The 26,436-nt window shown below is 61.4% G+C and carries 28 protein-coding genes and 1 tRNA gene; 16 read left to right on the top strand and 13 right to left on the bottom strand.

Annotated elements, in window-relative coordinates; all coding sequences use genetic code 11:
- Nucleotides 1-10: 10 nt before the first annotated feature.
- The 4 genes from CCGE531_RS01580 to CCGE531_RS01565 all read right to left on the bottom strand — a co-directional run bounded on the left by CCGE531_RS01580 (nucleotide 11) and on the right by CCGE531_RS01565 (nucleotide 4,398).
- Nucleotides 11-1,114, bottom strand: a complete 1,104-nt coding sequence (locus tag CCGE531_RS01580) for an ABC transporter permease (RefSeq protein ID WP_120662620.1) — start codon at nucleotides 1,112-1,114, stop codon at nucleotides 11-13.
- 7 nt (nucleotides 1,115-1,121) lie between these two features.
- A complete protein-coding gene (locus CCGE531_RS01575) occupies nucleotides 1,122-2,633 on the bottom strand; it encodes an ABC transporter ATP-binding protein (RefSeq protein ID WP_120662619.1) in 1,512 nt (503 codons plus the stop codon).
- An 80-nt stretch (nucleotides 2,634-2,713) separates the two neighbouring features.
- The gene (locus tag CCGE531_RS01570) at nucleotides 2,714-3,709 is read right to left on the bottom strand and encodes a BMP family ABC transporter substrate-binding protein (protein ID WP_120662618.1); all 996 of its coding nucleotides are present in this window, start codon (nucleotides 3,707-3,709) and stop codon (nucleotides 2,714-2,716) included.
- A 371-nt stretch (nucleotides 3,710-4,080) separates the two neighbouring features.
- Nucleotides 4,081-4,398 carry a hypothetical protein gene (locus CCGE531_RS01565; protein ID WP_120662617.1) on the bottom strand — a complete coding sequence of 106 codons (318 nt, stop codon included), beginning with the start codon at nucleotides 4,396-4,398 and terminating at the stop codon, nucleotides 4,081-4,083.
- Between the two features lie 232 nt (nucleotides 4,399-4,630).
- On the opposite strand from CCGE531_RS01565, the gene CCGE531_RS01560 reads away from it, so the two are divergent.
- Nucleotides 4,631-4,720: transfer RNA gene (locus tag CCGE531_RS01560), tRNA-Ser, on the top strand.
- Nucleotides 4,721-4,917: 197 nt separating this feature from the next.
- The gene (gene arr / locus CCGE531_RS01555; protein ID WP_120662616.1) at nucleotides 4,918-5,340 is read left to right on the top strand and encodes an NAD(+)--rifampin ADP-ribosyltransferase; all 423 of its coding nucleotides are present in this window, start codon (nucleotides 4,918-4,920) and stop codon (nucleotides 5,338-5,340) included.
- A gap of 517 nt (nucleotides 5,341-5,857) precedes the next feature.
- On the opposite strand, the gene CCGE531_RS01550 is transcribed toward arr, so the two are convergent.
- Nucleotides 5,858-6,511: a hydrolase gene (locus CCGE531_RS01550; RefSeq protein ID WP_120662615.1), complete on the bottom strand. Its 654-nt coding sequence runs from the start codon at nucleotides 6,509-6,511 to the stop codon at nucleotides 5,858-5,860.
- Nucleotides 6,512-6,664: 153 nt separating this feature from the next.
- Here CCGE531_RS01550 and CCGE531_RS01545 point away from each other — a divergent pair, with 153 nt between their 5' ends.
- The gene (locus tag CCGE531_RS01545) at nucleotides 6,665-7,558 is read left to right on the top strand and encodes a LysR family transcriptional regulator (protein WP_120662614.1); all 894 of its coding nucleotides are present in this window, start codon (nucleotides 6,665-6,667) and stop codon (nucleotides 7,556-7,558) included.
- Nucleotides 7,559-7,584: 26 nt separating this feature from the next.
- Here CCGE531_RS01545 and CCGE531_RS01540 read toward each other — a convergent pair whose 3' ends face one another.
- Nucleotides 7,585-9,132, bottom strand: coding sequence for an FAD-dependent monooxygenase (locus tag CCGE531_RS01540; RefSeq protein WP_120662613.1), 1,548 nt, complete (start codon nucleotides 9,130-9,132; stop codon nucleotides 7,585-7,587).
- 171 nt (nucleotides 9,133-9,303) lie between these two features.
- Here CCGE531_RS01540 and CCGE531_RS01535 point away from each other — a divergent pair, with 171 nt between their 5' ends.
- The gene (locus CCGE531_RS01535; protein WP_120662612.1) at nucleotides 9,304-9,930 is read left to right on the top strand and encodes a TetR/AcrR family transcriptional regulator; all 627 of its coding nucleotides are present in this window, start codon (nucleotides 9,304-9,306) and stop codon (nucleotides 9,928-9,930) included.
- Between the two features lie 104 nt (nucleotides 9,931-10,034).
- On the opposite strand, the gene CCGE531_RS01530 is transcribed toward CCGE531_RS01535, so the two are convergent.
- The gene (locus CCGE531_RS01530) at nucleotides 10,035-10,931 is read right to left on the bottom strand and encodes an SDR family oxidoreductase (RefSeq protein ID WP_120662611.1); all 897 of its coding nucleotides are present in this window, start codon (nucleotides 10,929-10,931) and stop codon (nucleotides 10,035-10,037) included.
- Nucleotides 10,932-11,024: 93 nt separating this feature from the next.
- On the opposite strand from CCGE531_RS01530, the gene CCGE531_RS01525 reads away from it, so the two are divergent.
- Nucleotides 11,025-11,858: a helix-turn-helix transcriptional regulator gene (locus CCGE531_RS01525; protein ID WP_120662610.1), complete on the top strand. Its 834-nt coding sequence runs from the start codon at nucleotides 11,025-11,027 to the stop codon at nucleotides 11,856-11,858.
- A gap of 33 nt (nucleotides 11,859-11,891) precedes the next feature.
- Here CCGE531_RS01525 and CCGE531_RS01520 read toward each other — a convergent pair whose 3' ends face one another.
- Entirely contained in the window at nucleotides 11,892-13,190 is a 1,299-nt protein-coding gene (locus tag CCGE531_RS01520) for an MFS transporter (RefSeq protein WP_120662609.1), read from the bottom strand.
- 109 nt (nucleotides 13,191-13,299) lie between these two features.
- Between CCGE531_RS01520 and CCGE531_RS01515 the strand changes: the two genes are divergently transcribed.
- Entirely contained in the window at nucleotides 13,300-13,752 is a 453-nt protein-coding gene (locus CCGE531_RS01515) for a helix-turn-helix domain-containing protein (RefSeq protein WP_120662608.1), read from the top strand.
- Nucleotides 13,753-13,787: 35 nt separating this feature from the next.
- Here CCGE531_RS01515 and CCGE531_RS01510 read toward each other — a convergent pair whose 3' ends face one another.
- A complete protein-coding gene (locus CCGE531_RS01510) occupies nucleotides 13,788-14,264 on the bottom strand; it encodes a MarR family transcriptional regulator (protein ID WP_120662607.1) in 477 nt (158 codons plus the stop codon).
- 97 nt (nucleotides 14,265-14,361) lie between these two features.
- On the opposite strand from CCGE531_RS01510, the gene CCGE531_RS01505 reads away from it, so the two are divergent.
- Both CCGE531_RS01505 and CCGE531_RS01500 read left to right on the top strand, forming a co-directional pair.
- Nucleotides 14,362-14,730 carry an antibiotic biosynthesis monooxygenase family protein gene (locus CCGE531_RS01505; RefSeq protein WP_205586459.1) on the top strand — a complete coding sequence of 123 codons (369 nt, stop codon included), beginning with the start codon at nucleotides 14,362-14,364 and terminating at the stop codon, nucleotides 14,728-14,730.
- A 62-nt stretch (nucleotides 14,731-14,792) separates the two neighbouring features.
- On the top strand, nucleotides 14,793-15,239 hold the full coding sequence (locus CCGE531_RS01500) for a DUF1772 domain-containing protein (RefSeq protein WP_120662605.1): 447 nt from the start codon (nucleotides 14,793-14,795) through the stop codon (nucleotides 15,237-15,239).
- Between the two features lie 2 nt (nucleotides 15,240-15,241).
- Here the strand turns inward: CCGE531_RS01500 and CCGE531_RS01495 are convergent, their stop codons facing one another.
- The 3 genes from CCGE531_RS01495 to CCGE531_RS01485 form a co-directional block, all read right to left on the bottom strand.
- A complete protein-coding gene (locus CCGE531_RS01495; protein ID WP_120662604.1) occupies nucleotides 15,242-16,123 on the bottom strand; it encodes an NAD(P)/FAD-dependent oxidoreductase in 882 nt (293 codons plus the stop codon).
- Nucleotides 16,120-16,569: an Rrf2 family transcriptional regulator gene (locus CCGE531_RS01490; RefSeq protein WP_120662603.1), complete on the bottom strand. Its 450-nt coding sequence runs from the start codon at nucleotides 16,567-16,569 to the stop codon at nucleotides 16,120-16,122. Before CCGE531_RS01490 ends, CCGE531_RS01495 begins: the two co-directional genes overlap by 4 nt.
- Before the next feature lie 70 nt (nucleotides 16,570-16,639).
- Complete coding sequence (locus CCGE531_RS01485) at nucleotides 16,640-17,389, bottom strand: sulfite exporter TauE/SafE family protein (protein WP_120662602.1); 750 nt, start codon at nucleotides 17,387-17,389, stop codon at nucleotides 16,640-16,642.
- Between the two features lie 98 nt (nucleotides 17,390-17,487).
- Here CCGE531_RS01485 and CCGE531_RS01480 point away from each other — a divergent pair, with 98 nt between their 5' ends.
- The 4 genes from CCGE531_RS01480 (at nucleotide 17,488) to CCGE531_RS01465 (ending at nucleotide 21,244) form a co-directional block, all read left to right on the top strand.
- A complete protein-coding gene (locus CCGE531_RS01480; RefSeq protein ID WP_120662601.1) occupies nucleotides 17,488-18,369 on the top strand; it encodes a LysR family transcriptional regulator in 882 nt (293 codons plus the stop codon).
- Nucleotides 18,370-18,454: 85 nt separating this feature from the next.
- Entirely contained in the window at nucleotides 18,455-19,261 is an 807-nt protein-coding gene (locus CCGE531_RS01475) for an alpha/beta hydrolase (protein WP_120662600.1), read from the top strand.
- A gap of 136 nt (nucleotides 19,262-19,397) precedes the next feature.
- Nucleotides 19,398-20,519, top strand: a complete 1,122-nt coding sequence (locus CCGE531_RS01470; RefSeq protein WP_120662599.1) for an alkene reductase — start codon at nucleotides 19,398-19,400, stop codon at nucleotides 20,517-20,519.
- Nucleotides 20,516-21,244, top strand: coding sequence for an SDR family NAD(P)-dependent oxidoreductase (locus tag CCGE531_RS01465; RefSeq protein WP_120662598.1), 729 nt, complete (start codon nucleotides 20,516-20,518; stop codon nucleotides 21,242-21,244). Before CCGE531_RS01470 ends, CCGE531_RS01465 begins: the two co-directional genes overlap by 4 nt.
- Nucleotides 21,245-21,378: 134 nt before the next feature.
- On the opposite strand, the gene CCGE531_RS01460 is transcribed toward CCGE531_RS01465, so the two are convergent.
- The gene (locus CCGE531_RS01460; protein ID WP_120662597.1) at nucleotides 21,379-21,672 is read right to left on the bottom strand and encodes a hypothetical protein; all 294 of its coding nucleotides are present in this window, start codon (nucleotides 21,670-21,672) and stop codon (nucleotides 21,379-21,381) included.
- Nucleotides 21,673-21,824: 152 nt separating this feature from the next.
- Between CCGE531_RS01460 and CCGE531_RS01455 the strand changes: the two genes are divergently transcribed.
- The 4 genes from CCGE531_RS01455 (at nucleotide 21,825) to CCGE531_RS01440 (ending at nucleotide 26,416) form a co-directional block, all read left to right on the top strand.
- A complete protein-coding gene (locus tag CCGE531_RS01455; protein ID WP_120662596.1) occupies nucleotides 21,825-22,883 on the top strand; it encodes a LacI family DNA-binding transcriptional regulator in 1,059 nt (352 codons plus the stop codon).
- Between the two features lie 134 nt (nucleotides 22,884-23,017).
- Entirely contained in the window at nucleotides 23,018-23,881 is an 864-nt protein-coding gene (locus CCGE531_RS01450; RefSeq protein WP_120662595.1) for a tyrosine-type recombinase/integrase, read from the top strand.
- Nucleotides 23,882-23,886: 5 nt separating this feature from the next.
- Nucleotides 23,887-25,074 (top strand): IS91 family transposase, encoded by a 1,188-nt coding sequence (locus CCGE531_RS01445; RefSeq protein WP_120662594.1) that lies wholly within the window; start codon nucleotides 23,887-23,889, stop codon nucleotides 25,072-25,074.
- 393 nt (nucleotides 25,075-25,467) lie between these two features.
- Nucleotides 25,468-26,416, top strand: a protein-coding gene (locus CCGE531_RS01440; protein ID WP_120662593.1) for an IS630 family transposase whose coding sequence is annotated in 2 segments (ribosomal slippage) — nucleotides 25,468-25,803 and nucleotides 25,805-26,416 — 948 coding nt in all. Because the reading frame shifts where the segments join, the coding sequence is not laid out codon by codon here.
- Nucleotides 26,417-26,436: the final 20 nt, after the last annotated feature.

The following is a 26,436-nucleotide window of genomic DNA, read 5'->3' as shown; positions in this document are numbered from 1 at the left end:
GGTCTGATCCTCACGCCCTGGCGAATTGCTGGTAGATGCGCACGAGTGCCGGCCGGAACATGTATTCAAGCGCGCCGGCAAACAGGATGACGAGACCCTGGATCACCACGATCATGTCGCGCGTGATGTTGGGCATATCGAACGAAAGCGCATCGCCGCCCTGATAGAGAATGCCGAACAGGATCGCCGCCAGGATGATGCCGAGCGGATGATTACGTCCCATCAGCGACACGGCGATGCCGACGAAGCCCGCGCCGAGCACGAACTCCACCTGCAGGCGCGCGGACGCGCCCATGACGGGATTGAGCGCCATCATGCCGGCAAGGCCACCCGAAATCAGCATGGCGATGATCACGGTGCGGGCATAGGGAATGCCGGCATAAACCGCGGCCGTCGGGCTCAAGCCCAACGTCCGCATCTCATAGCCGAGCTTGGTGCGCCAGACGAGCACCCAGACGAGGAAGCACATGACCAGCGCGATCAGGAAGGACACGTTGAGCGGAGCGGCACCGATGGTCGAGCCGAAAATGCCCATCAGCCAATCAAGCTTGGGCAGCTGACCGCCCGCCAGGAAGGTGCGGGTTTCAGGCGCCATCTTGCCCGGCACGATCAGCACATGCACCAGCAGGAAGTTCATCATCGCCGATGCGATGAAGTTGAACATGATTGTCGTGATGACGACGTGGCTGCCGCGCTTGGCCTGCAGCCAGGCCGGGATGAAGGCCCACAGCGCGCCGAAGATCGCCGCGCCGATGACCGCGAACGGCATGGTCACATACCAGGGTACGTATTTATCGAGCGCCAGCGCCACGAGAGCACAGCCGAGACCGCCGACATAGGCCTGGCCTTCCGAGCCGATGTTGAACAGGCCGGCATGAATGGCAACCGCGACCGAAAGGCCGGTGAAGATAAAGCTCGTGGCGTAATAGAGGGTGAAGCCGATGCCTTCGCCGCTGCCGAGCGCGCCCTGCAGCAGCAGGATCAGCGCATCGAGCGGGCTCTCGCCGATGAACCAGACGACAAGGCCTGATATCAGGAAGGCAACGATCAGGTTGAGAATGGGGATCAGACCATAGTTGATCCAATTGGGGAGTGGAACGGAAGCGGTGCTCATCGAGGCCTCACGCGGCAATGCCGGCCATCATCAGGCCGAGCGTTTGTTCACCGGCTTCAGCCGACTTCTCACCGACGATATGGCCGGCGAACATGACGAGGATACGATCCGAGAGCGCACGGATCTCATCCAGCTCCACCGACACCAGCAGGATCGCCTTGCCGGCGTCGCGCATCTCTATGATGCGGCGGTGGATGAATTCGATGGCGCCGATATCGACGCCGCGCGTCGGCTGGCCGATCAGCAGAGCCTCGGGATCGCGTTCGATTTCGCGGGCGACGACGATCTTCTGCTGATTGCCGCCGGAGAAATTGGCTGTTTTCAGCCGCGCATTCGGCGGGCGGATATCGTATTTCTCGATCTTCTCGATCGCATCCTTGCGCATGGCATCGAGATCGAGCATGCCACCGCGCCCGTATTTGACGTCGCGGTGATAGCCGAGCATGGAATTCTCGTATTCCTCGAACTGGAGGACGAGGCCCATGTGATGGCGATCCTCGGGAATATGGGCAAGGCCGAGTTCGCGAAGGGCGGCCGGATCGGCCGTGCCGATCGGCTTGCCATGCAGGTAGATCTCGCCCGAGGCAGGCTTGCGGATGCCGGCGATCGCTTCCAGCAATTCCGACTGGCCGTTTCCGGCAACGCCGGCAATGCCGACGATCTCGCCGGCGCGGATATCGAAGGTGACATTATCGACCATGGTGACGCCGCGGCCGTCCTTGACGGTGAGGTTGCGCACCGACAGCAGAACTTCGCCGGGATTGGGGGCGCCCTTTTCGACGCGCAGCAGCACGCGGCGGCCGACCATCAGTTCGGCCAGTTCCTCGACGGTGGTTTCCGTCGTCTTGCGGGTGGCGACCATTTCGCCGCGGCGCATGACGGACACCGTATCGGTGATCGCCATGATCTCGCGCAGCTTATGGGTGATGAGGATGATCGTCTTGCCCTGGTCGCGCAGCACGCGGAGAATGCGGAACAGATTGTCGGCCTCGGCCGGCGTCAGAACGCCGGTGGGTTCATCGAGGATGAGGATCTCGGCGCCGCGATACATCGCCTTCAGGATCTCGACGCGCTGCTGCTGCCCGACGGGCAGCTCTTCGATCAACGCGTCCGGATCGACCTCCAGGCCGTAGTCCTTCTCCAGCCGGTCCAGCTCGGCGCGGGTGGCGGCTACGCCCCTGGCGAGCAGCGCGCCGCCTTCGGCGCCCAGCATGACGTTTTCGAGGACGGTGAAATTATCGACCAGCATGAAGTGCTGGTGCACCATGCCGATGCCGGCGGCGATGGCCGTCTGGCTGTCGCGGATCGAGATCGGCGTGCCGTTGACGCGGATCTCGCCGGCGTCGGCGTGATAAAAACCGTAGATGATCGACATCAGAGTCGATTTCCCGGCTCCGTTCTCGCCGATGATCCCGTGGATCGAGCCTTTGGCGACGGTCAGGTTGATATCTTTGTTGGCGTGAACGGCACCGAACTTTTTGTCGATGCCCACGAGTTCGATGGCAGGCGCTTGGCTCACTATAGGGGGCTCCAGAAACCGGATTCCGGATAAGAAAAGGGCGTATGACGGTTTGCTACGTCATACGCCCTTGTTTCATATCAGCTCTTCGGGCAGGCGTTGTCGGTCGTATAGTCGTGGACCTTGATGGTACCACCGACGATACCGGCACGCGCCTTGTCGACGGCAGCCTGGATTTCCGGCGTGACCAGCGGCTTGTTGTTGTCGTCCATGGCAACGGTGACGCCGTCTTCCTTCAGGCCGAGCTCCAGCGTGCCCGGCGTGAACTTGCCGTTCTTGGCGTCGCTGAAGGCGTTGTAGACGGCGAGATCGACGCGCTTGACGACGGAAGTCAGAACCGAGCCCGGATGCAGGTAGTTCTGGTTGCTGTCGACGCCGATCGACAGCTTCTTGTTGTCGGCAGCCGTCTGCAGCACGCCGAGACCGGTAGCACCAGCAGCGGCGTAAACGACGTCGGCGCCCTGGTCGATCTGGTTCTTGGTGAGCTCGCCGCCGCGAACCGGGTCATTCCAAGCCGCACCCGTCGTGCCGGTCATGTTCTGGAAGACTTCGATCTTTGCGTTGGTGGCGCGTGCGCCCAGCTCATAGCCGCACTCGAACTTGCGGATCAGCGGGATATCCATGCCGCCGACGAAGCCGACCTTACCGGTCTTCGAAGCCATGGCGGCCATGACGCCAGCGAGATAGGAGCCCTCGTTTTCCTTGAACTTGACCGAGCGGACGTTCGGCAGGTCGAGGCTGTCGTCGATCAGGACGAATTCGGTCTTCGGATATTCGGCTGCGACCTTCTGAAGCGCGGAGGTCCAAGCGAAGGAGACGGCGATGACCGGGTTGAAGCCCTTGCTGGCGAAGTTGCGCAGCGCCTGTTCGCCCTGGGTGTCGCCCGTCGGCTCGAAATCGCGATAAGCGATACCGGTTTCCTTCTTGAACTTTTCGGCGCCATTATAGGCAGCCTCGTTGAAGGACTTGTCGAACTTACCGCCGGTTCCATAGACGATTGCCGGCTTGATGTCGGCCGCAAGCGCCGTTGCCGACATGGCAGCCAGGGCGAAAAGGGTCAAAAGGGATTTTTTCATGAGTTGCAGCCCTATTGTTTCTATCTTGTTGGGTCCTCCCGCAAGCCCGTTGACCGGGCATGTCTGCGGAACTGCCGGCCTCCCCCGAGGCCAAGCTGGCGCGCATCCTTGCATGGCTGCACGAAAAATTCACGAGAAATTTTTCAGTTGGTAAAGATTTGTGGGAATTGCCGAAAACCCATTCGAACGACCCGTTTTTTAAACAATTTCGGCCTGAAACTGCAATTTTATTGGTCAGAAGAACAGCCAATCGGCGCTGTGCAATCCCGAGCTCTACCGTTTGTGACGACGCTATAGGCCGGTTGCCAGATGCTCTCCGACAATGTCGATTTCCCTGAATGGCACAGGCCGAAACTGGCTCCGCGATCCCGTCATGCGCTGAAGCGCCCGGCTGCCGGCTGGCGCTTGTAGGCGACCATCCACAGCAGCAGCGAGAGGACCAGGAAGACAGCGAAAGCCGGCTGAAACAGCAGCCACTGCATCGCCATGTCGTAGAAGCGGGGATGGACGTAATAGGCGATCACCGAGCGAACCCTTGCCAGCGACGAAGGGCTGACATCGTTCCACGCATCGCCCATCGGGGTCAGCACCACGGCGGAAGCAGCAACGGATTGAATGGAATCGATGGTGCCGGCGATGACCGCCACCACCAGCGCGACAAGGCTGGCAAACCGCAACAGGAAACGCATGAACACCTCCGGATACTCAACTATGCCCGGCCTTTTCGGGCCAGCCGGTCTTACGCCGCCTCATCTTCTCTTTAGATAATTTGTGCGCGAAATAAGCGCAATGGGGATGAGACGCAGAGTTTTTTGTCCAGAAGTCAAAAAACTGTCAGATTCGGGTTGATCCTAGAAAATTCATCGGTATATATCGCGCCGTTCCCACAATAGCTCCTTTATCGGATGCGAAAGTGCAGATGGACAGGTGGCCGAGTGGTTTAAGGCGCACGCCTGGAACGCGTGTGTGCGTGAAAGCGTACCGTGGGTTCGAATCCCACCTTGTCCGCCATTCACCGCGACTCCCCTCTATAGCGCGATATTGCCGCCGATCACCGCATCACCAAGCGGCGCTGAAAACCGATGATTCTACCGCTGCGACCTGACATGACTTGAAGATCAGCAACGGTAGCAAGCGACCTCATCGCGGACGTTGGCACCGCTTAGCTCACTGACTACAAGCAGACTCACAATATAAGGACGGTGACAATGGCCGAAGTGCTGGACGAGGGACCGTTCTTTCACGGCACAATTGCGGATTTGCACGTGGGTGATTTCCTCACCGCAGGATACCGGTCGAACTATCGTCCTGAAGTGGTGATGAACCACATCTACTTCACTGCCATTATGGACGGTGCCGGGCTTGCCGCTGAAATCGCGGTAGAACTCATCGTAGGCGGCGCAGTCCCGCGTGTTTATGTCGTAGAGCCGACCGGGACATTCGAGAACGACCCGAACGTGACCGACAAGAAATTTCCCGGTAATCCCACTCGGTCGTATCGCAGCAGCGCACCGCTCAGGGTCATTGGCGAAATCACGCATTGGACCAGATTGACGCCCGAAGCACTACAGGTGTGGAGAGAACGACTGACCGCACTGCGCTCAGACGAACGAGGCGAAATCATCAACTGATGCGTGGCCCCACGCATCTTGTGCCCATGACGCGATCGAATCGCCAAAAGGAGACGATCAGCAAACCACCCCATTGTAGCCATTCGCTCTTGCCTTAATTTTGTAGGGCTATGGCGTAGACGTAGCTCTCCGTTTCGTCGGCTTTGGCCGGCCATATCGGCCTTTGTCCATACTGAAGAGATAGGTAACAGAACGTACCTAAGACATGGGTGACAACCTCGTGCCGAACGGTTGTCGATGGTTTGCAAGGTCCTTTGTTCGAGATCGATCACTACTTGCGGTTCATCTGCTGAGCCGCGAATGACGACGATTAGGCCGGGCTGCTAGTGAACGGCCTGCGATAGATCGACGGTGCGGGAATGGCTGGAAAGTGGCCGTCGATCGCACCGGCCGCCCCGCGTTCAGGCATAGGCAGCCAGCTTGTTGGACGGGGACGGCGCAACTCGATGAACAATCATTCCGTTCGCAACAGATCGTTCCAAGCGCTCGTCATCCCCGCCAAGATCAGCCCGGAAGATCAGCCCGCCGTGTTCGGCACCGGCGTGTTGAGCAACTGCTGTTCCCACAGATACGCGATACCGCTGCCGGCGACATGGTGCTTGAGCACGTCCGTCAGCTCGGCGGCATGCTCGGTGCGCGCCCAGTCACGCTGCCATTCGGACGCCAGCGCCAGCCAGGTCATCATGTTCGCGCCGGCCGCGATCATCCGTTGGATGGCGACCTCATGGGCCTCGACCGAAGTCCCTCCCGAAGCGTCGGTGATGACCGTCACGTCCCATCCTTCGCCGAGAGCCTGGATCGTCGGCATCGCGACGCATATCTCGGTCCAAAGGCCGGCGATGATCAGCTGCTTGCGGCCCGTCGCCTTGACCGCGTCCACGACCTTCCGATCCTCCCAGGTGTTGATGAACGTCCGGTCGATCACCTCCTGTCCAGGAAACACATCGGTGATCTGGGGAAAGAGCAGACCGCCCCGGTCGGCAATCACGCTGGTCAGGATGGTGGGGACGCCGAAGGCCTTGGCCACCTTCGCCAGCGCCGTTGTATTGTTCACCACCATCTGTGGATCGTGGCTGTTCAGGTTCGCAAGCTGGTAAGGCTGGTGATCGATGAGAACGAGTACCGAGTCTTCGGGACGAAGAAGCGAAGCAAGGCCGTTACGAAAGGTCATTATCACATCCTTTGCTGCCGCATATGAGCGGCATTGGTTTTGCGGGAGACATGCGCCAGGTGCGACGTTGCCTGGAACCAGTATTGCCGTTCCTGTTCGAGATGCGGTAGCACCCTTCTACGGCAAGCTGTGTCGCGAAAAGGGGAACGCCAAATGGACATCGAAGAGCTGCGGACATTTGTAGAAGTGGCTGATGCTGGGGGAGTTTCGCCTGCTGCGCTCCGGCTCGGCGTCTCCAAGTCAATCGTCAGCCGGCGGCTCTTCCGGCTTGAGGCGGAACTTGGTGTCCAGCTTCTTGCACGGACCACCCGGGGCGCCGCTCTCACGGAAGCCGGGGCCACTTTCCGAGATTATGCAGCCAGAGTCTGCGCCGAGATCGACATGGCCAGGGAAACGATCCTGCCCGCCGGTGAGCTTCGCGGCCGCTTGCGCGTTGCCGTGCCGCTTTCTTTCGGCCCGACTCATTTCGCTCCCATCCTCGCGGAAATGGCGCGGCGCCACCCCCAGCTCCAGATCCACACCTGCTACAGTGATCGCTTCGTCGATCTCATCACCGAGGGTTATGATTGTGCGATACGGGTTGGCTATCTCCAGGACTCCAACTTGATCGCAAGGCGCGTCGGACCAATCCATGGGAAGCTCGTCGCGAGCCCGGACTACATCAAGGCGCATGGGTCGCCCGAAACGCCGGAGGAACTCGTCGCGCACGAGGCTCTCATGCAAGGCACCGAAAGCTGGCAGCTCATGGATGGCGACAAGATCATCACGGTTCGTCCACAGGGGCGCTTCAAGGCCGACAACGGCATAGCTCTGGTTGCCGCCGCGACAGCAGGATTAGGGATCGCCTACCTGCCCGATTGCCTAACCCATGAACATATAGCGTCCGGTGCGCTCATCCCGGTCATGACGCGTCATCCACCACCTCCGGCCGGCGCATATGTCATCCGCCCGCCAGGTCAGCATCCCGCACGGAAGATAAGGGTCCTCACCGAATTGCTGATTGAGTATTGCGCACCGGCTCCGCACCTCGCGGGTGTCGATCGCTGAAAGCTATCAATCAAACGGCATCCGTCTCAGACAGCGCCGTGCGCCTTATCGGGTTCGCCGAACCATTGCGACGCTACGCGAACAACGTCCTCGATGCTGGCAGCAGCCTCGCCGGCCCAGGCGACGACGCCGTCGGGCCTTATAAGCAGAGCACTCAAGCCCAGCTGATCCTTGGCTTTGCCGGCGACATAGCCGATGCGGCCACCCCAGCAGCCTGCAAGCGCTTCAAGCGGCGCGCCGGCATCAAAATCCAGCAGCAGGCCCCTGCCCGTTCTCAGGAGATCGCCGAGCCTCTTCCCGTCGGCCAATTCGAAATCGGGAGCGCTGCGGCCGACGAGCGGGTGGCTGGCGCCAAGATCATAGCGGAGGGAAACACCCCATACCCGTTCGGCGAAATAGGTCGCGCCGTCGCGCGTGTCCATCAGATCACGGATGATGGCTTCGAGCGCGCGCGAACTCCGGCTTGGCCGCATGAGCCCGACCTGCGCGCGCGACCAGTCGAGGACCTGCGCCCCGACCGGGTGGCGCTCGCTCGAATAGCTATCGAGCAGGCCATCCGGCGCTTCGCCACGGATGGTGGCGGCAAGCTTCCATCCAAGATTCATCGCATCGCCGAGCCCGAGGTTGAGGCCCTGGCCACCCAGCGGGGAATGGATGTGCGCCGCGTCGCCGGCGAGCAATACGCGCCCTTTGCGGTAAGCGGTCGCCTGATAGGCCCGATCCGTCCAGGTGGTGGCGAGCTTGAGCGCCGTCACGGTGACAGCGGTGCCGGAGATGCGCCGCAGCACGGCCTGCACATGGTCAAGCGTGATCGGCTGCGTTCGATGGAAAGCACCTCCGTCGAACTCGACCATGCCGATCGTCCCGGGCGGCGAATAGGTGTACATGCCCGTCGCGGTATAATGGCGACCCAAACGAAGCCTATCGGGTTCCGCCATTTCGATTTCGACGGAATAGCCGGTGAATTCGGGATCGGTGCCGGTGAATTCGAAGCCGCCGGCCTTGCGAACGGTGCTGCGGCCGCCATCGCAGCCGACGAGCCAGGATCCGCGAAAAGTCTCACCCCCAGCGCGGACAACGACCTCCTCCTCCGACTGATCGAGATCCTCGACGCTAAGGCCGCGCCTGATCTCGACACCCATGGCGCCTGCACGCGCGGCCAGGACGGCTTCAAGGGCCTCCATCTCGACCATCATGCTGGTGCCGGCCGGACTTGGCAGGCGATATTGCCACTTCGAGGTGTCGATGGTGTCGTGAAAGAACTGGATGCCGGCGAAATGACCGCCCGGCCGGCGCGACTGCCGCATCCAATGCGCGGCGGACGAAGCGCCGCTGCCGCCCGATCCGTCCTTGGTAGGTTGCAGTGCCGCGATGTCATTCAGCAGGCCGCGACGATAAAATGCGTCGATGGTGGGAGCCGAAAGGCCGCGCATGCCGAACGGAAGGCGCTTCAAGGGCGAGCGCGGGTCTTCGGCTTGCTCCAGCACCAGAACCGAGAGGTCTGCGAGGCGCAGCTCGCAGGCCAGAAACAAGCCGACAGGTCCGCCTCCGGCAATCAGGACATCATATTTCAAGGCAGAATTCCTCAAGCGGGGGCGCTTCCAGGGCGTCCGGCATCTTGGCTTCAAGCAAACGATGGTCGATCACGAGAACCATCCGTCCAGCCTGTGTAGATTTCATCGGCTTCATCATCGCGGTACGATTTTTACACCCAGTATAAATTTACTTATGGTATAAATATCTTCATGTCAAACCGAATCAAACTCCGAGACCGCAAGAAGGAGGCGACGCGTCAGGCGATCTCCGACATTGCAACGCGCCTGTTCGTCGAACACGGCTTCGACAAAATTTCCGTCGCCGATATCGCCCACGAGGCTGATGTCGCCAGGAAAACGGTGTTCAACTATTTCCGCCGCAAGGAGGACCTGGTCTTCGATCGCGAGGACGAAGTGCGGGATCTGGTGCGCAAAGCGCTCGCCGAGCGCGGCGGGCAATCGCCGATCGGTGCTTTCCAGGCGCTGATGCGCATGCTGGTGGAGACACAGCATCCGCTGTTCAGGATCACCGAGCGGCCCATCCAGTTCTGGCGCATGGTGGCGGATAGCCCGACGCTGACGGCGCATGCGCGCGCGCTGCAGGTGACGCTCGCCGATGATCTCTCGGGGATGCTGTCCGACACGGTGGGGCGACCGCGCGCCGATCCCGACGCGCGTCTGGCGGGAGCCATGCTGATGGCAACACTGGTGGTCGCCTACAGCGAGGCGCTTCGCGTCTTTCGCGAGAACGGAAAGCCCGAGACGGCTTTGTCGAGCGTCATGGAGCGCGGCTTTGCGGGCGTCGAGGCGGCACTTGCGGGGACGCCATACATCTGATGCAGAAAGAATTCCCCAGAATATAGCCTACAACGGATCAAGACTCGGCCGACAGGGCCGGCCAGGCCTTTGAATACTTGCAATTCAGATGCTTAACGCCGGCATCACATCCCGGAAATCTGCAACTCGGCAAGATCGGCGAGCAGCTTCGGACCGGTCGGTTCCCAGCCGAGCTTTTGCCGCGTCTTGGCGCTGGAGGCCGGCATGTCGCGCGTTGCGAACATGGAGAGCCAGCCGAAATGGTCCTGGGCCTCCTCCGCGCCGACGGACTTGACCGGTAGGTTCAGGCGCCGGCCGATCGTTTCGGCGATATCGCGTATCGGCACGCCTTCCTCGGCAACCGCATGATATCTGGCATTCGGTTCGGCGCGTTCGACGACGAGGCGATAGAGGCGGGCGACGTCGGAAAAATGCGCGGCCGGCCAGCGATGGAGCCCATCTCCGATATAGGCGCAGACGCCCTTTTGCCTGAATATCTCGATCAGGGGCGTAATGAGACCCTGGCTGACCAGATCATGCACCTGCGGCAGCCGCACGACCGAGACATTGACGCCGATGGCGCTGGCGAGGATCCCCGCCTCCTCGGAGGCCGCGCGCGGGTGCACGTCGGAACCGATGATTGCATTGTCTTCCCTGGCAGGCTCGCCCGGCACCGTATTGGCAATCGGCGTGCCTGACGTGATGACCAGCGGCCGGGCCGAACCGGCAAGCGCCGAGGCAAGCGTTGCGATGACGCGGCGGTCATCCTCGCAATTTTCGGCGAATCTCGAAAAGTCGTGGTTGAAGGCAAGATGAATGACGCCGTCCGATTGCGAGGCGCCGCGTTTCAGGATTTCGGGATCTTCGATCGTGCCATGAAGGACCTCGGCGCCGGCGGCGGCAAGCGCCACCGCCTTCTCTTTCGAGCGGGAAAGGCCGAGCACCTGGTGGCCTGCGGCAATCAACTCCCTCACGACATTCGAGCCGATGTTTCCGGTCGCGCCAGTAACGAATACACGCATAAGCACTGTCTCCTTATTTCGTTGGAGACAAATCTGAGCCTATCGGTTATTCTGGTAAAGTAGTGACATTATCATAGTAAAAGCACTAACAGGATGATTGATCTTCTCGAAACGGAAAACCTGCTCGGGACCTATCTGAGGGACCGGCGCGCCAAGCTTGATCCGTCGGCCCTCGGCTTTGCTGGGGAAAGGCGGCGTACGCCCGGACTGCGGCGCGAGGAAGTGGCGCAGCGCGCCAATATCAGCCCGACATGGTATACATGGCTGGAGCAGGGGCGCGGCGGGGCGCCCTCCGCCGACGTGCTCGACCGGATTGCCCGGGCGCTCATGCTGACCGAGGTAGAGCGTGAGCACCTGTTCCTGCTCGGCCTCGGCCGCCCGCCGGAAGCGTGTTATCGGAAAAATGACGGCGTAACGCCGCGGCTGCAGCGCGTGCTGGATGCCCTCACCCCCTGCCCAGCCCTCATCCGAACCGCCACCTGGGACGTGATCGCCTGGAACAAGGCGGCGACCATCATGCTGATAGATTACGGATCGCTGCCGCCGGAAGAGCGCAACATCCTGCGCTACATCTTCCTCGATCCGCGTGCCCGCGCCGCGCAATATGATTGGGAAAGCGTGGCGCGCTTCGCCCTGGGCGCATTCCGCGTCGACGCGGCTCGGGCAGGTGCCGCAACCGAGATCGAGCCTTTCGTGGCCGAGCTTTGCCGCATCAGCCCGGAATTCAGGGCGATGTGGCGCGACAACGACGTTCCCGGCACCCATACCGAAGCCGTCAAGCATATACGCCATCCGGTTCTCGGCACGCTCGCATTCGAATATTCGGCCTTCTCGGTCGATGGCCGGACGGATCTCAGCATGGTCGTCTACAATCCTGCGACGCCCGATGACGTCGAACGGATCAAATCCCTGCTGCCCAAACTTTAGGGCAGAGATGATGGCAACAAATCGCGGCCACAGCTAGACGTCACCTTGAGTAATCTTTCGTGTCGCCACCTCGGGCGTCGCGCGCAAGGTCAGCGCCCAGAAAAGAAGCGCGGCCAGGCTTATGCCTGCGCCGGACAGGCAGACACCCGGCCAGCCCGCATGGGCATAGATGATGGTCGATGTCGATGATCCCACGGCGCTGCCGATGGAATAGAACACCATATAGGCGGCGGTCAGCCTGTTCTGCGCCTCCGGCCTCACACGATAGATCATGCCTTGATTGGTGACATGCGTCGCCTGCAGGCCGAAATCGATGACGAGAACGCCGGCGATAAGCCACAGGATCGAACGGTCCAGCAGCGAGATCGGTAGCCAGGCAAGGAGCATCAGAACAAGCGCAATGCCCGTCGTTTGCTGACCGCGGCCCCGGTCGGCCCAGCGTCCCGCCCGCACGGCGCCAAGCGCGCCCGCCGCGCCGGCAAGGCCGAACAGGCCGACTTCGGTGTGCGACAAGGAGTAAGGCGGCGCGGTCAGCGGTAGCACCAGAGGTGCCAGCAGCGTGGTGATATCGGCGAAGATCAGCATGGCAATCACGGCGCGGATGCGAAGGACCGGTTCTTCGGCAAGCAGGGTGCCGAGCGATCGGATGAGACCGTAATAGGAAAGACCGCCCTTCGGCTTTTGCTGGCGCGGCAGCGCCCGCCAGAGGAGAAGCGCGATCACCAGCGTCAGCACGGCGGAGACGATATAGACAGTCCGCCAGCCGGAGAGATCAGTCAGCGTTCCCGCGACGCTGCGCGCCAGAAGGATGCCGAACACGATGCCGCTCGTGACCATGCCGACGATATGGCCCCGCTCAGCAGGATGCGCGAGGCTCGCCGCATAGGCAACCAGCGCCTGCGTCACCACGGCCAGAAAGCCGACGGCGGCCATGGAGGCGAGCAGCATGGCAGCGCTGGAAGAATAGCCGACACAGACGAGTGCGGCCACGCTCAGCAGCGATTGCACGATGATGAGCTTGCGCCGGTCGACCAGATCGCCAAGCGGCACCAGCAGGATGAGGCCGAGCCCGTAACCGAGCTGCGTCGCGCCGACGATCAGGCCGGCAACCATGCGCGACAGCTTGAGATCATCGGCCATGACATCGAGAAGCGGATGGGCGAAATAGGCATTGGCTACGGCGAGACCGCTCGCGACCGCAAACAGGAGAATCGTCGCACGCGTTAGCGGGGATTTGGCCTCTCGGGAGAATTCGGCGCTTTCTTGCGAGGAATGAAGACGCGCAATATCCTTCGCGCTGCCAGCCGGCGGCGCGTCCTGGTCGATCGTCATTGCAAAACTCCCGATTCTTCGGTTTAATAATGAAACCATCAATCGGCTAACATCATTGGTTTAATCATGCAACCATTTACGCAGGCAAAAGATTGGGAAGGCTGAGCGGATGGTGGCGCGAAAAAGCCTGAAAGGCGATTATTGCCCAAGTGCCCGCTCGCTCGATGTCATCGGCGACTGGTGGTCACTCTTGATCGTCCGCGACGCCTTCGACGGGCTGACGCGCTTCGGGGAGTTTCAGAAAAGCCTCGGCATCGCCAAGAATATTCTCACCGACCGTCTGCGGACGCTTGTCGCGAGCGGCATCCTGGAGCTGGCTCCGACAAGCGACGGCGGCACGCGCATGGAATACCGCCTGACGGCGATGGGAAAGGATCTCTTCCCGGTCATGGTGGCGCTAAGGCAATTCGGCGAGCGCCACCTCTTCGCTCCGGCGGAAGACCATTCGCTGCTGGTGGATCGAGCGAGCGGACAGCCCGTCCACCTCGACATCAGAGCACAGGACGGCCGGTCGATAGGCCCGGACGAAACGGTTATCCTGAAGGTGCCCGAAGGGGAATGATGCAAAGCTGCAGGACTGCAACCGCGCCGTAGCGGTCAATCCTGCTCCTCGGCATCTCCGTTTCCTTCCAGCTTGCCGCGCAAAGCCAGCATGACCTTGTGCATCGTTTCGATATCCTCGATCCGCAGCCCGTCCGACAGTTCATTGACCCATGGCGCCTGCAGCCGCATGGCAGCATCGAAAGTTTGCTTTCCCTTATCCGTCAGCACAACGAGCTGCGCCCGCCGGTGATGCGGATTGGTTTCAAAGGCCACGAGGCCTTCCTTTTCTAGATCATTGACGATGCGCTGGACGTTCTGGCGGTTGGCGCCCATGTCGCGCGCCAACCACGCGACCGGCTGCGGACGACCGGCTGCGATGATGGCACCCAGGATTTGCCAACGTGCACTTGTCAGACCAAGGGGGGCAACGAGCTTATCACCGGCTGTGAGTACCCGACTGTGCAGCCTGAACAGATCGAGAATGAGAGCTGTCAAGGCACGCCCGACCGGAGTTTGTTCGATATCATTCATTTGTCACCATATAATGTATTTGACATCATCATGTCAATTTACTATGTCTGCGCCGCACCATATTGACATCATATAACCATATTGAATGGAGTGTACCATGCCTCATATGCGCCCCATGGACCCAGATTTCCCGATCGAGCGGCAGGTCGGCATCGATGCCGCTCCTGTCATTCTCGTGAATATCTTCGCCCTCGATAAGGCAGACGAAGAGATCTTTCTCGACGCATGGCGCGACGACGCCGCGTTCATGAAACAGCAGCCGGGCTTCATCTCGACGCAACTTCACAGGGCGGTGGGCGAAAGCCCGACCTATCTCAACTATGCCGTATGGGAGACAATGGCGGATTTCCGCACCGCGTTCACGCATCCGGAATTCAGGGCAAAGATCTCGGATTATCCGTCCTCGGCCGTTGCTTCCCCGCACCTGTTCCAGAAGGTCGCGGTCCCCGGCATCTGCGTGGCATGAACGCGCATCTGCAAGATCCCAAACTATTGGATCGAACTCAAAGGAAAACCAGGAAAATTCCGATGCGGCTCCTATTCAACATTCTCGCCATCACGGGCTCGGCGATGTTTGCCGGCGTCATGCTGACGATTGCGGTTACGCTCGGCGGATATTGGAAAAGCCTTCCGGCGTCCGATTTCCTCGACTGGTTCGGCCAAAACGGCAAGTTCATCGCGCGCACGATTCCCCTTGTCGTCGTCCCGACGCTCATCGGCCTGGCCGGCTCGCTGTTGTTGGGCTGGAGCGAGAGCGGGGCAAGAACATTATGGATCGGCGCGACGGTGTGCATCGCGGGCGTTCTGGTTCTCACCGCCGCCTGGTTCCTGCCGACCAACGCACAATTCGCGTCAAGGCTGATTCCCGTGGACGAGGTTTCCGCCAGGCTCGACACATGGCTGATGATCCACAATGTGCGGATCGCACTCGCCACGATCGCCTCGGTGCTCGGGATCGCCGCAGTCAGCCGGTAGTGTCAGAACACCAGCGACCGGTGCAGCTGCGCGCCGGCCCAGGCGCCGTCGCCGACGGCCAGTGACACCGAATGCGGGATACGCGCGGCATCGCCGCAGGCAAAGGCGCCGGAGACGGTCGTTTCCTTCATGGCGTCGGTCTGGATCTGCATGCCGAAGGGCGTTTCCTCGAGCACGCAGCCAAGCCGTTCGGCAATCGGGCTTGAGGGCGACACGCGCGAGGCGGTGAAGAGCCCGGCAAATGACAGCAGGCGTCCATCGGTAAGCCGCACGTCGGCATCTCCCTCGAGCCTTGCGACCGGTGTTTCCTCGATCGTGACACCGCGCGCGGCAAGATCGGCGCGCTGTGCCCCGTCGGGGGTGAAGGCGCCGTTGAGGAAGAGCGTCACCTTGCCCCATTCCGGCAGCAACTGCGCCTGATGCAACGACATCGGGCCGGTGGCGATGCAGCCGATGCGGCCCTGATCGAGCTCGTAGCCATGGCAATAAGGGCAATGGAAAACGCTTCGGCCCCAACGTTCGCCAAGGCCCTCGATCTCGGGCAATGCATCGGAGACGCCGGTCGCGAAGAGAAGACGCCGGCCGTGGTGGCGCGCGCCGTCTGCCGTGGTCACGACAAAGGCATCCTTCTCGCCCTCGGCCTGCTCGGCTGTCCCGTCGATCCAGGTCAGTGTCGGATAGGCGGAAAGCTGCTCTCGCGCCTTGCGGGCGATCTCGCCGGGGTGGACACCATCCTGGCCGAGAAAGCCGTGGGAGGCATCCGCGAAACGATTGCGGCGCTTGCCGGCATCGATCACCAGCACCTTGCGGCGGGCACGGAGAAGCTGGAGGGCGGCCGCCATTCCGGCGTAACTGCCCCCGATGACGATGACGTCATGGCTCATGACAGGGTCCTTTCTGCGCGCCATTGCGCATGGCGCCGCGCAAATTCGGCGACGAGATCGGCAAGCGTGATGTTTTCGAAGCGCTTCAGCAGCAGCGCCTCGGCCTCGGCAAAAGCATCATCGAGCACGGAATTGACCGATTGTTCGACAAGGCACTCCGGCGTCTCGTTGCGATTGCCGATGGCGAAGACGGCAGGCTCGCCGAGCGCCTCGTGCAGCTGGCGGAGCGTGACGGTTTTAAGATCCGCCGCAATCGTCCAGCCGCCGGTATGTCCCTTGGCGGAACGGACGATGCCGACCTCGCGCAAGAGCCCCATGGTGCGCCGCACGACGACGGGATTGGTGTGCATGCATTGCGCCAGGGTTTCGGAAGTCAGCGGCCCATCCTGCCCGGCCATATGGAGCAGAGCATGGAGGACGGAGGAAAGTCGGCTATCGCGTTTCATGTAACTTCAATTATTACGATTCGGCGCGCCGTTCAAGGACAACCCGGCAGAGGCGGGACCTTAGACCGCCTCAGAAAGAAGCTTTGACGATCATCTCAGCGCCAAGCACGAGGAGACAGATCAGAAACCAGCGGCGGAACGTGGCCGGGCTGACGCGATTGCGGATGATCTGGCCGGACCACATGCCGGCGAGTGCCGGGACGATCGCAAGGGCTGATAGGGCGAGATTGTCGAGGCGGAAGGCGCCATGCCAGGCGAGCGCGGCGGCCAGCGCCACCGTCGAAACGGTGAAGGAAAGGCCGAGCGCCTGGACCAGCTCTTCCTTCTCCAGTCCAAGCGCCTGCAGATAGGGCACCGCCGGCACGACGAAGACGCCGGTCGCTCCAGTCAACAAGCCAGTGATCAAGCCGATAACCGGCGATAGCAGCGGCTCCAGCGCCGGGGGCACATGGAGTTGGCGGGCAAGAAGGGCGTGGCCGGCATAGACGACGAGCGCGGTACCCAGCCCAGCCGTCGTCACGCGCGTATCCCCCGCGGCAAGAAAATATGAGCCGGCGAAGGTTCCGACGAACACGGCCAGTGCCAAGAGGAAGAAGCGACGGGCAAGCGCACCGAAGCTCGGGCCTGCCAGAAGCTGCCAGACATTGGTCACGAAGGACGGGACGATCAGCAGGCTGGCCGCCGTGAGCGGCGAGATCAGCGCCCCCAGGACGCCCATCGCCACGGTCGGCAGCCCCATGCCGGTGACGCCCTTGACCATGCCGGCCACGAAGAATGTCGCGAAGATCGCCGCGACAAGCCATATCGAATGATCCATCATGCCCTTTCACTAGCAGATGCGAGGTCGGGCACAATGCGGATGATGCGAAGAGAGACTTCGGCTATTCCGAAGGCTGGAGATACGGTATTCTCCACTCCATGCGCTTCGACCTGACCGACCTTCGCCTTTTCCTTGCCGTCGTCGATGCCGGCAGCATCACCCATGGGGCGGCCGATGTCGGTCTTTCGCTGCCGGCCGCCAGCGAGCGGCTGCGCGACATGGAGGCGAATGGCGGCGTGCAGCTTCTGGAACGTGGCCGGCGCGGCATCCGTTCGACACCGGCGGGCGAGGCGCTGGCCCATCATGCCCGGCTGATCCAGCGGCAGCTGGCGCAGATGCGCGGCGAGCTCGGCGAACATGCGAGCGGCCTCAGGGCAACGATCCGGCTTGTTGCCAACACCGCCGCGATCGCCGAATACCTGCCGACGCGCCTTGCCGAATGGATGGCAAAACACCCTCGGACGGATATCGACCTCAAGGAGCGCCAAAGCTTCGAGATCGCGCGCGCTGTTTCGGCCGGGCTGGCCGAGATCGGCATTCTCTCCAGCGCTGTCGACACGCCGGGCCTGATATTGCGGCCCTTCGCGATCGATCGGCTGGTGGTGGTGATGCCTCGCGATCATGCGCTTGCGGCGGCAAGGCAGATCGCCTTCGCGGAAATCCTGCATGAGCATTTTGTCGGCTTGGCAGGCGGGGCTCTGCAGGATCACATCGATGCACAGGCCGCCCGGCTCGGCACCCGGTTGAAAATGCGCGTGCGGATGCGGACGTTCGAGAGCATCTGCGATATGGCCGGCCAGGGCATCGGTCTCGGCATCGTGCCGGAAACGGCGGCACGCCGCTGCGGCCGATCCGCAAAAATCACGGCTGTGCGCCTTACCGACGGCTGGGCTACCCGCCGGCTTTCGGTCTGTGTCCGCTCGCTCGAAGACGTGCCGACGCCGGCTCGGGATCTTTTCGAGCATCTGGCAACTGGATGACCTCTGCCCTGTTGGAAAAATGGGGTCGGATCGATTAGTCTCGCCGCATGGCTGTCGGGAGGAGACGGCGCAATGGGAGGTGGATATGGAATTTCACGACGACGAGCTTCATCGCTTCGAAGCCGAAGGGGCTGCACCCTTGCCGCATGCCGAGATGGAGGGCCATGTCGATCATGATGGTATCAGCATCTGGTATGCCTCCTATGGCAGCGGCGCTCCGGTGATCCTCCTGCATGGCGGGCTCGGAAACAGCGGCAATTGGGGCTATCAGATAGAACCCCTGGTCGATGCCGGCCATCAGGTTGTCGCCATCGACAGCCGAGGTCATGGCCGCAGCACACGCGACGAGCGGCCCTATAGCTATGAGCTGATGGCCTCAGACGTTCTCGCCGTCATGGACAGGCTGAAGATCGACAAGGCGGCCATTGCCGGATGGAGTGACGGCGCCTGCACGGGCATGATCCTTGGACGAAGCCACCCGGAGCGCATTTCCGGCGTCTTCTTCTTTGCGTGCAACATGGATCCGAGCGGCACGAAGGAATTCGTGGCAACGCCGATCATCGAGCGCTGCTTCTCCCGCCACACGAAGGATTATGCCGCCCTCTCCGCCACGCCCGACGAGTTCGATGCCTTCGTCGAGGCCGTCGGGCTGATGCAGCGGACGGAGCCGAACTACACCAGTGCCGATCTCGCTGAGATCGATGTGCCCGTCGCCATCGTTCAGAGTGAGCATGACGAATTCATCAAGCGGGAACACGCCGATTATCTCGTGCGGCACATTCCCGGCGCAGAGCTGATCCTCCTGCCCGGCGTCAGCCACTTCGCCCCGTTACAGCGACCGGCGCAGTTCAACGCCGCCCTACTCGCCTTCCTCGCTCGGATTCCGGCCTGACATCAGATTCAGTTGCGCACGTCCGATTGTTGGAATAAATGATGACCATCATCTTATTCGAACTCCCGAGACCGAATCGCCGCTGACAGGCCCTTCCGCTCCGGGGAGCAATTTTGGCTCCAGGCAGGAGAATTTTATGACAATCGATTTGTTTTCGCCGCTTTCCGTCGGCCCCTATGAACTGGCGCATCGCATCGTCATGGCGCCGCTGACCCGCATGCGGGCGGGCCAGCCGGGCAACGTGCCCTCGGCGCTGAATGCCGAATATTACGCCCAGCGCGCCAGCAAGGGCGGGCTGATCATTTCCGAGGGTTCGCAGATTTCCCGTGCCGGCCAGGGCATGCCGGCAACGCCAGGCATCCATACGGCCGAGCAGATCGCCGGCTGGAAGGCCGTAACGGATGCCGTTCATGGCAAGGGCGGCAGGATCTTCCTGCAGCTTTGGCATGTCGGCCGCATCTCCCATTCCTCGCATCAGCCTGATAGCGCTCCGCCGATTGCCCCTTCCGCGATCGCCGCCAAGGGCGAAGCCTTTACTGCTACGTTCGACCGCGTGCCCTTCGAGACGCCGCAGGCGATCGATATCGATCTCATGCCGCTTCTAATCGAAGTCTATGCCCAGGCCGCCGCCAATGCCAAGCAGGCCGGCTTTGACGGTGTCGAAATCCACGGCGCCAACGGCTATCTGATCGAGCAATTCCTGCAGGCCCGCACGAACCAGCGCACCGACCAATATGGCGGCTCGATCGAGAACCGCACGCGGCTGCTGCTGGAAGTGGTCGAGGCGGTTTCCGATGTCTGGGGTTCGGATCGTGTCGGCGTTCGTCTCTCACCCTTCGGCATTGCCAATGACAGCGGCGAGGACGATCCGTTGCGTCTCTACGGGCATGTCATTCGCGAGCTGGACCAGCTCAATCTCGCCTATCTGCATCTGATCGAGCCGCGCGCCAGCGGTGCGGGCCAGGCCGAAGTCGACCACAAGAACGTGCCATCGGCCGCGGAATTGTTCCGGCCGGCGTGGTCGGGTACGCTGATCGCCGCGGGCAATTTCCGGCCGGAGACTGCCGAAGCCACGCTCGCCGCCGGCCATGCCGACGCCATCGCCTTCGGCCGTCTCTTCATCGCCAATCCCGATCTGCCGGAGCGCATCCGCCGGGGTGCACCCCTCAACCCCTATCACCGCCCCACCTTCTACGGCGGCGGCGCCGAGGGTTACACCGACTATCCGAGGCTCGATGCCAGGGAGGCCGCCGAATGAGCTCGCCGAGCGCCGTCATCGTCGGAGTAGGAGCAGAGCAAGGCCTGGGTGCTGCGCTCTGCCGGCTCCTGGCCGTCAAGGGCTACCATGTCGTCATCGCCGGGCGGACACCGGCAAAGATCGATCAGGTGGCAACCACCATCAAGGCATCCGGCGGCAGTGCCGAGGCAATCGAAACCGACGCTACAGATGAAGCGGCGGTCATCCGGCTGTTCGAACACGCCTTCGCGCCGCGTGACGACATCGCGCCGCCCGATCTGGTCGTTTTCAACGCCGGCATCAATCGTCAGATCGGCTTTCGCGATCTGACGGCCGCACAATTCGAAGAATTCTGGCGCGTCTGCTGCTTCGGCGGCTTCCTGGTCGGGCGCGAGGCGGCGCGTCATCTGGCGCCGCTTGGCCGCGGCACCGTGATCTTCACCGGCGCTTCCGCCAGCCTGCGCGGCAAGGCCGGCTTTGCGCAATTCGCCGCCGCCAAGGCGGGTCTTCGCATGATCAGCCAGAGCATGGCGCGGGAGTTCGGACCGCTTGGCCTGCATGTCGCCCACACCATCATCGATGGCGGCATAGACGGCGAGCGGCTGCGCTCGCGCCGGCCGGATATGGATGCCGACGGGCTGCTGAACATCGACGCCATTGCCGAGAGTTACTGGCACATTCATCGCCAGCATCCTTCGGCCTGGACCCAAGAGCTCGATCTCAGGCCCTACAAGGAAAGCTTCTGAGGCCGGCGTTGGAGCAGTTCTAGGAAAAATGCGCAGCGGTTTTCCGTCCAGAATGCGTAGCGAAACAAGAAGAAAGAGTGTTTTCGCGATTCGAAGAAAAGCGGAAATACTCTGGAGCAACTCATGGCGTTGCCCTAGCAATTCCGCGACAGGGCCTTGGCGATGGCAAGGAATTTCGGGTCTTCGTCACAGATGCGATGCCGGATTTCGGGCTCGCCTTCCGTGTCCGATGTCTCGCTCGGAATCGTGAAGGACCACGCCGACGGACGAGCGCGACGGCGGCGGAAGAGCCCTGCCACGCGGCTCAGGATACCTTTCCCGCCAGCACCGCGATTGTCCCCGGATGAAGGCGGATCGACCGCGTTTGGATTGGCAGGATCGCCCCATCGATCATCATAGAGATCCTTGAAGAGATAGTTGGTCAGCATCGGTTCATCTTTCCGTTTTGAATCGATTCAATTTCGACTCGGATTGACTTCTTGAATCGGTTCAATCGTACGCCTCAAAAATCTGCTGTCAAGCAGAATTGAACCGATACAACTTCGTGCTAATATCCACCTGAAACAGATGGAGGATTTCATTGGCCAAGGGGACCATCAGGCTCGCGGATGTCGCCAAGGCGGCGGGCGTATCGCAGGGAACCGCCTCCAATGTTTTCAACCGGCCGGAAGTGGTGCGCGAGGAAGTGCGCGAGCATGTGCTCGAGACGGCCAAACGGCTCGGCTATGCCGGCCCGAGCCTGACAGGGCGGCTGCTGCGGGCCGGAAAGGTCAATGCCATCGGCGTCGCCGCCGTCGAGCCGCTTGCCTATTTCTTCGACGATCCCTGGGCGAGAGCGCTCCTGGCGGCCGTGTCCCAGGTCTGCGATGCCAGCGGCACGGGCCTCGCCCTGGTCTCCGCCAAGGACCGGCAGAAGCTGGACTGGAACATCAAGAGCGCTCTTGTCGATGGTTTCATCCTGCTCTGCGTGGAAGGCGGCGAAAAGCTGGTGCAGTTGACGCGCGAACGGCAATTGCCCTTCATCGCTCTCGCCTTGAATGACGAGGACGGGTCGATCCCCTCGATCAGCGTCGACAATCTGGGAGGTGCCGCCGTCGCGGCACGCCATCTGGCGGAATTGGGCCACCGGCGTTTCGGCGTGCTCGCAACCGAACTCTCGGACGATCATGTCGGGCCGGTCGGCGTCGACGACATCGGGCGGGCGATCTATTCCACCTCGCGCGATCGTGCGCTCGGCTATTGGCAGGCGCTCGAAGTGTTCGGGATAAGTCGCGAGGACGTGCCGGTCTATGAGACGCTCAACGACAAGCCAAGCGTCGAAGCCGGGCTCGCCTACCTGTTTTCCGCGCCCGAACCGCCGACGGCGATCCTTGCCATGTCCGACAATATCGCGCTTCTGGCGATCAATTGGCTGCGCGCCCGTGGCCTTTCGGTTCCGCAAGACATTTCCGTCATCGGCTTCGATGGCGTGCCGGAAGGCGGCATGGTGGAGCCCGGCCTGACGACGATGGCCCAGCCTTTTGCCGAGATCGCGCAGCGCGCGGTAGAAGCAGTCCTTGCCGACGCCATACCCACCGAGCGCGAGATGATCGACGTCACCCTGGTCGTGCGCGGCAGCACCGCCGCGCCGAAGCACTAGAGCGTTTCTGACTTTGTTAGAATCGTGGATTGAACTAAGCCGCTGATCGCGGCGATTTGAGGCAGGCTTTGACGAGAGCGCCCTGACTGAGAGGATGGTTGTGTTGCAACCCACCCTTCAGACAGGAGGCCCCGATGGCTGAGATGAGCCCTCTTCGCCGCCGGATGATTGAGGACATGACGGTCCGCAATTTGTCCCCGGCGACCCAACGATCCTACATCAGTGCAGTCCGGAAGTTCAGCCGCTATTTCGCCCGATCGCCTGATCGGCTCGATCTTGACGATATTCGTAGCTTCCAGGTTTACCTCGTCTCAACCGGGATATCCTGGGCATCGTTGAACCAGATTGTATGCGCTCTTCGGTTTTTCTATGGGATCACTCTGGGTCAGGACGATGTCCCCGAGCGGATCCCGTACGCGCGCGAGCCACGGAAACTTCCTGTTATTCTGTCGGCGGACGAAGTGGTGCAATTTCTTGAGGCCGTCTCCAGTCTGAAGGCGCGCGTGGCGCTGACTACGGCTTATGCTGCTGGCCTCAGGGTCGGTGAGGTCTGCGGACTGAAGGTCGAGGATGTCGACAGCTCCCGCATGGTGATGCATGTTCGCCATGGTAAAGGCGCCAAAGCCCGATACGTTATGCTGTCGACAGAACTGCTCGGCATCCTGCGCAGCTATTGGCGTCTATCGCGCCCCACGGCATTCCTTTTTCCAGGGCGTGATGCCGACAAACCGATCGAACCGACAGTCTTGAATGCCGCTTGCCGATCGGCGGTTGCCGCAACGGGTCTTTCAAAACGCGTCACCGTTCATACGTTGCGGCATTCCTTTGCCACTCACCTACTGGAGAATGGCACTGACATCCGGATCATCCAGGTCCTGCTCGGCCATGCCCATCTGTCGAGCACGGCACACTATACGCAGGTTTCCACCGACACGATCCGATCAACAGCCAGCCCACTTGATCTGTTGCAGCTGGAGGTGACGCCGCCGGGATCGTAAATCGGTTGCGCCCGACCTTCGAAGTCGCCGACATCTTCCGGCGACATGGGGACTCTTATAGGTGGGAGAACGTCGGTCATCTTGGCCGCGGCGAACGACGCGTCATGGGCGCGATAGAAGCTTGCCGGACACCCAGGCTCGGGGGTCACGTCGATGCCTGCGACGAGTGCGGCAAGACCCGCATCTCTTACAATTCCTGCCGTAACCGCCACTGCCCGAAGTGTCAGGGCGCGGCTCGCAAGGAGTGGGTCGACGCACGCGTCGCCGATCTCTTGCCAGTCCCATACTTCCATGTGGTCTTCACGCTACCGCGTGGCGTCGCCGAGATCGCCTTCCAGAACAAGGCGGTCGTCTATGCATTGCTGATGCGGATCTCAGCCGAGACGCTGCAGACCATCGCGGCCAACCCCAAATGGCTGGGCGCCGAGATCGGCGTCACCGCCGTCCTTCACACTTGGGGCCAGGCGATGACCCACCATCCCCATGCCCATTGTCTCGTGCCGGGCGGCGGTCTTTCACCAGACAGATCAAGGTGGGTCGCGTGCCGACCGGGCTTCTTTCTACCCGTTCGGGTGTTGTCACGCCTGTTTCGGCGACTCTTTCTGACCGCCCTCGCTGAAGCTTTCGCCCAAGGTGAGCTGCACTTCGTCAACGAACTCGCTCATCTCAACGACGACAACACATTCACCTGCCATCTCTCGCGCGCTCGCAGCATCGAATGGGTCGTCTATGCCAAGCCGCCCTTCGGTGGGCCGGACCAGGTGCTTGCCTATCTCGGCCGCTACACCCATCGTGTCGCTATCGCAAACAGCCGTATCGTTCATGCCGATGGCGACCACGTCGCCTTCCGATGGAAGGATTATCGTGGCAATGGTCGCGACCGTGACAAGATCATGCGCCTTCGTCCCTACGAGTTCATTCGGCGCTTTCTCCTTCATGTAATTCCGGATGGTTTCCACCGCATGCGCCACTTCGGCTTTCTCGCCAATTGTCATCGGCGGGATCGTATCAGTCTCTGCAGAAGCCTCCTCGGCCAGCCATCACCAACAGGCGGGCAACCCCATTCAGCCAAATCGCAGCAAACGCACTCCTACGAATGCCCCGACTGCCGGCGCCCCATGCGTAGGACAGGCGTCAACGTTGCACCAGTTGCGCCCCTCCGACCTTCATCCTTCCGGTGCGATACATCATGACGCCCGACAATCCGCGCCACGTTATACGACCACAGACCCAGCGCATCTCCAGCGTGCGATATCGCTTGACCTTAGCCAGGTCAAAAGACCGCCGGTACCGACCCATTTCGCAAATAGATCCCCGAAACGTACGGCAAACCGCTCCTGAAAGCGTACATTCGACCTATCTTCCCGATGGACCGGCCGTGGCTAAATTGTTCCCGGTACCGCTCCGGCGGGCGTGCTCTAAAATTCCCCATAGCAGCGTCAAACTACCCGCGCCTTAGTTCAATCCGGCTTACATGAGGTCGCCCGAATTCGCCGGACCGCCTGATGCGCCCTCAAATAACCCTCCAGATTCCCTTTTGGGTTCGAATGTGATTCAAGATGCTGGCTGAGAGGAGGTCAGCATCGATGGTCGCACCTCTTTCGAATGATCTGCGTGAACGTGTCGTGGCTGCTGTCACGGCGGGAGAGAGCTGTCGCTCGGTGGCCGCGCGGTTCGGCGTCTCGGTGTCGTCTGTCGTGAAGTGGTCGCAGCGGTATCGCCGCAGCGGTTCGGTTGCGCCCGGTCAGATGGGAGGGCATCGCAAGCGCCTTTTGGAACCGCATCGTGCTTTTATAGCCGAGCGGATTGCTCAGACGCCGCAGATCAGCCTGCACGGCCTCAAGGACGAACTGGCGGTGAGAGGCATCATCGTCTCGCATGACGCCGTTTGGCGTTTTCTGCGCCGCGAGGGGCTGCGCTTCAAAAAAAACGATGTTTGCCCTCGAGCAGGCGCGCACTGATATCGCCCGTCGACGCAAGCGCTGGCAGTCATGGCAGACGCGGCTCGACCCTCAAAGGCTCGTGTTCATCGACGAAACCTGGATCAAGACCAACATGGCTCCCCTTTACGGCTGGGGTGTTAAGGGCAAGCGACTGCGAGGCTTTGCCCCGCACGGCCATTGGCGGACATTGACCTTCGTCGGCGCGCTCCGGGCCGATTGTCTCACCGCACCCTGCGTCTTCGACGGCCCGATCAATGGCCAGTGCTTCAGGGCCTATGTCGAACAACAACTCGTCCCGACGCTGCAGCCAGGCGACATCGTCATCATGGACAATCTGGGCAGCCACAAATCCGGGCAGATACGCCAGTTGATCAAGGCCGCCGGTGCAAGGCTCTGGTTTCTGCCGCCCTATTCACCAGACCTCAATCCGATCGAACAGGCCTTCGCCAAGATCAAGCATTGGATGCGAAAAGCACAGATGAGAACCATCGACGACACCTGGCGATATCTTGGCTCACTCGTCCAGACAATCGGCCCAGACGAGTGTGCCAACTATCTTGCCAACGCTGGCTATGCTTCAAACAAAACATGAAACACTCTAGGCTCGCTGCC

Origin of the sequence: Rhizobium sp. CCGE531 (assembly GCF_003627795.1) — a bacterium.
Classification (GTDB): domain Bacteria; phylum Pseudomonadota; class Alphaproteobacteria; order Rhizobiales; family Rhizobiaceae; genus Rhizobium.
This window is presented reverse-complemented; position numbering and strand designations above follow the sequence as displayed.

Excerpts from the sequence above, each read along its gene's own strand:
- CCGE531_RS01580 (WP_120662620.1), bottom strand. The coding sequence starts at position 1,114 with ATGAGCACCGCTTCCGTTCCACTCCCCAATTGGATCAACTATGGTCTG.
- CCGE531_RS01570 (WP_120662618.1), bottom strand. The coding sequence starts at position 3,709 with ATGAAAAAATCCCTTTTGACCCTTTTCGCCCTGGCTGCCATGTCGGCA.
- CCGE531_RS01565 (WP_120662617.1), bottom strand. The coding sequence starts at position 4,398 with ATGCGTTTCCTGTTGCGGTTTGCCAGCCTTGTCGCGCTGGTGGTGGCG.
- arr (WP_120662616.1), top strand. The coding sequence starts at position 4,918 with ATGGCCGAAGTGCTGGACGAGGGACCGTTCTTTCACGGCACAATTGCG.
- CCGE531_RS01550 (WP_120662615.1), bottom strand. The coding sequence starts at position 6,511 with ATGACCTTTCGTAACGGCCTTGCTTCGCTTCTTCGTCCCGAAGACTCG.
- CCGE531_RS01545 (WP_120662614.1), top strand. The coding sequence starts at position 6,665 with ATGGACATCGAAGAGCTGCGGACATTTGTAGAAGTGGCTGATGCTGGG.
- CCGE531_RS01535 (WP_120662612.1), top strand. The coding sequence starts at position 9,304 with ATGTCAAACCGAATCAAACTCCGAGACCGCAAGAAGGAGGCGACGCGT.
- CCGE531_RS01530 (WP_120662611.1), bottom strand. The coding sequence starts at position 10,931 with ATGCGTGTATTCGTTACTGGCGCGACCGGAAACATCGGCTCGAATGTC.
- CCGE531_RS01525 (WP_120662610.1), top strand. The coding sequence starts at position 11,025 with ATGATTGATCTTCTCGAAACGGAAAACCTGCTCGGGACCTATCTGAGG.
- CCGE531_RS01520 (WP_120662609.1), bottom strand. The coding sequence starts at position 13,190 with ATGACGATCGACCAGGACGCGCCGCCGGCTGGCAGCGCGAAGGATATT.
- CCGE531_RS01515 (WP_120662608.1), top strand. The coding sequence starts at position 13,300 with ATGGTGGCGCGAAAAAGCCTGAAAGGCGATTATTGCCCAAGTGCCCGC.
- CCGE531_RS01510 (WP_120662607.1), bottom strand. The coding sequence starts at position 14,264 with ATGAATGATATCGAACAAACTCCGGTCGGGCGTGCCTTGACAGCTCTC.
- CCGE531_RS01505 (WP_205586459.1), top strand. The coding sequence starts at position 14,362 with ATGCCTCATATGCGCCCCATGGACCCAGATTTCCCGATCGAGCGGCAG.
- CCGE531_RS01500 (WP_120662605.1), top strand. The coding sequence starts at position 14,793 with ATGCGGCTCCTATTCAACATTCTCGCCATCACGGGCTCGGCGATGTTT.
- CCGE531_RS01495 (WP_120662604.1), bottom strand. The coding sequence starts at position 16,123 with ATGAGCCATGACGTCATCGTCATCGGGGGCAGTTACGCCGGAATGGCG.
- CCGE531_RS01490 (WP_120662603.1), bottom strand. The coding sequence starts at position 16,569 with ATGAAACGCGATAGCCGACTTTCCTCCGTCCTCCATGCTCTGCTCCAT.
- CCGE531_RS01485 (WP_120662602.1), bottom strand. The coding sequence starts at position 17,389 with ATGATGGATCATTCGATATGGCTTGTCGCGGCGATCTTCGCGACATTC.
- CCGE531_RS01480 (WP_120662601.1), top strand. The coding sequence starts at position 17,488 with ATGCGCTTCGACCTGACCGACCTTCGCCTTTTCCTTGCCGTCGTCGAT.
- CCGE531_RS01475 (WP_120662600.1), top strand. The coding sequence starts at position 18,455 with ATGGAATTTCACGACGACGAGCTTCATCGCTTCGAAGCCGAAGGGGCT.
- CCGE531_RS01470 (WP_120662599.1), top strand. The coding sequence starts at position 19,398 with ATGACAATCGATTTGTTTTCGCCGCTTTCCGTCGGCCCCTATGAACTG.
- CCGE531_RS01465 (WP_120662598.1), top strand. The coding sequence starts at position 20,516 with ATGAGCTCGCCGAGCGCCGTCATCGTCGGAGTAGGAGCAGAGCAAGGC.
- CCGE531_RS01460 (WP_120662597.1), bottom strand. The coding sequence starts at position 21,672 with ATGCTGACCAACTATCTCTTCAAGGATCTCTATGATGATCGATGGGGC.
- CCGE531_RS01450 (WP_120662595.1), top strand. The coding sequence starts at position 23,018 with ATGGCTGAGATGAGCCCTCTTCGCCGCCGGATGATTGAGGACATGACG.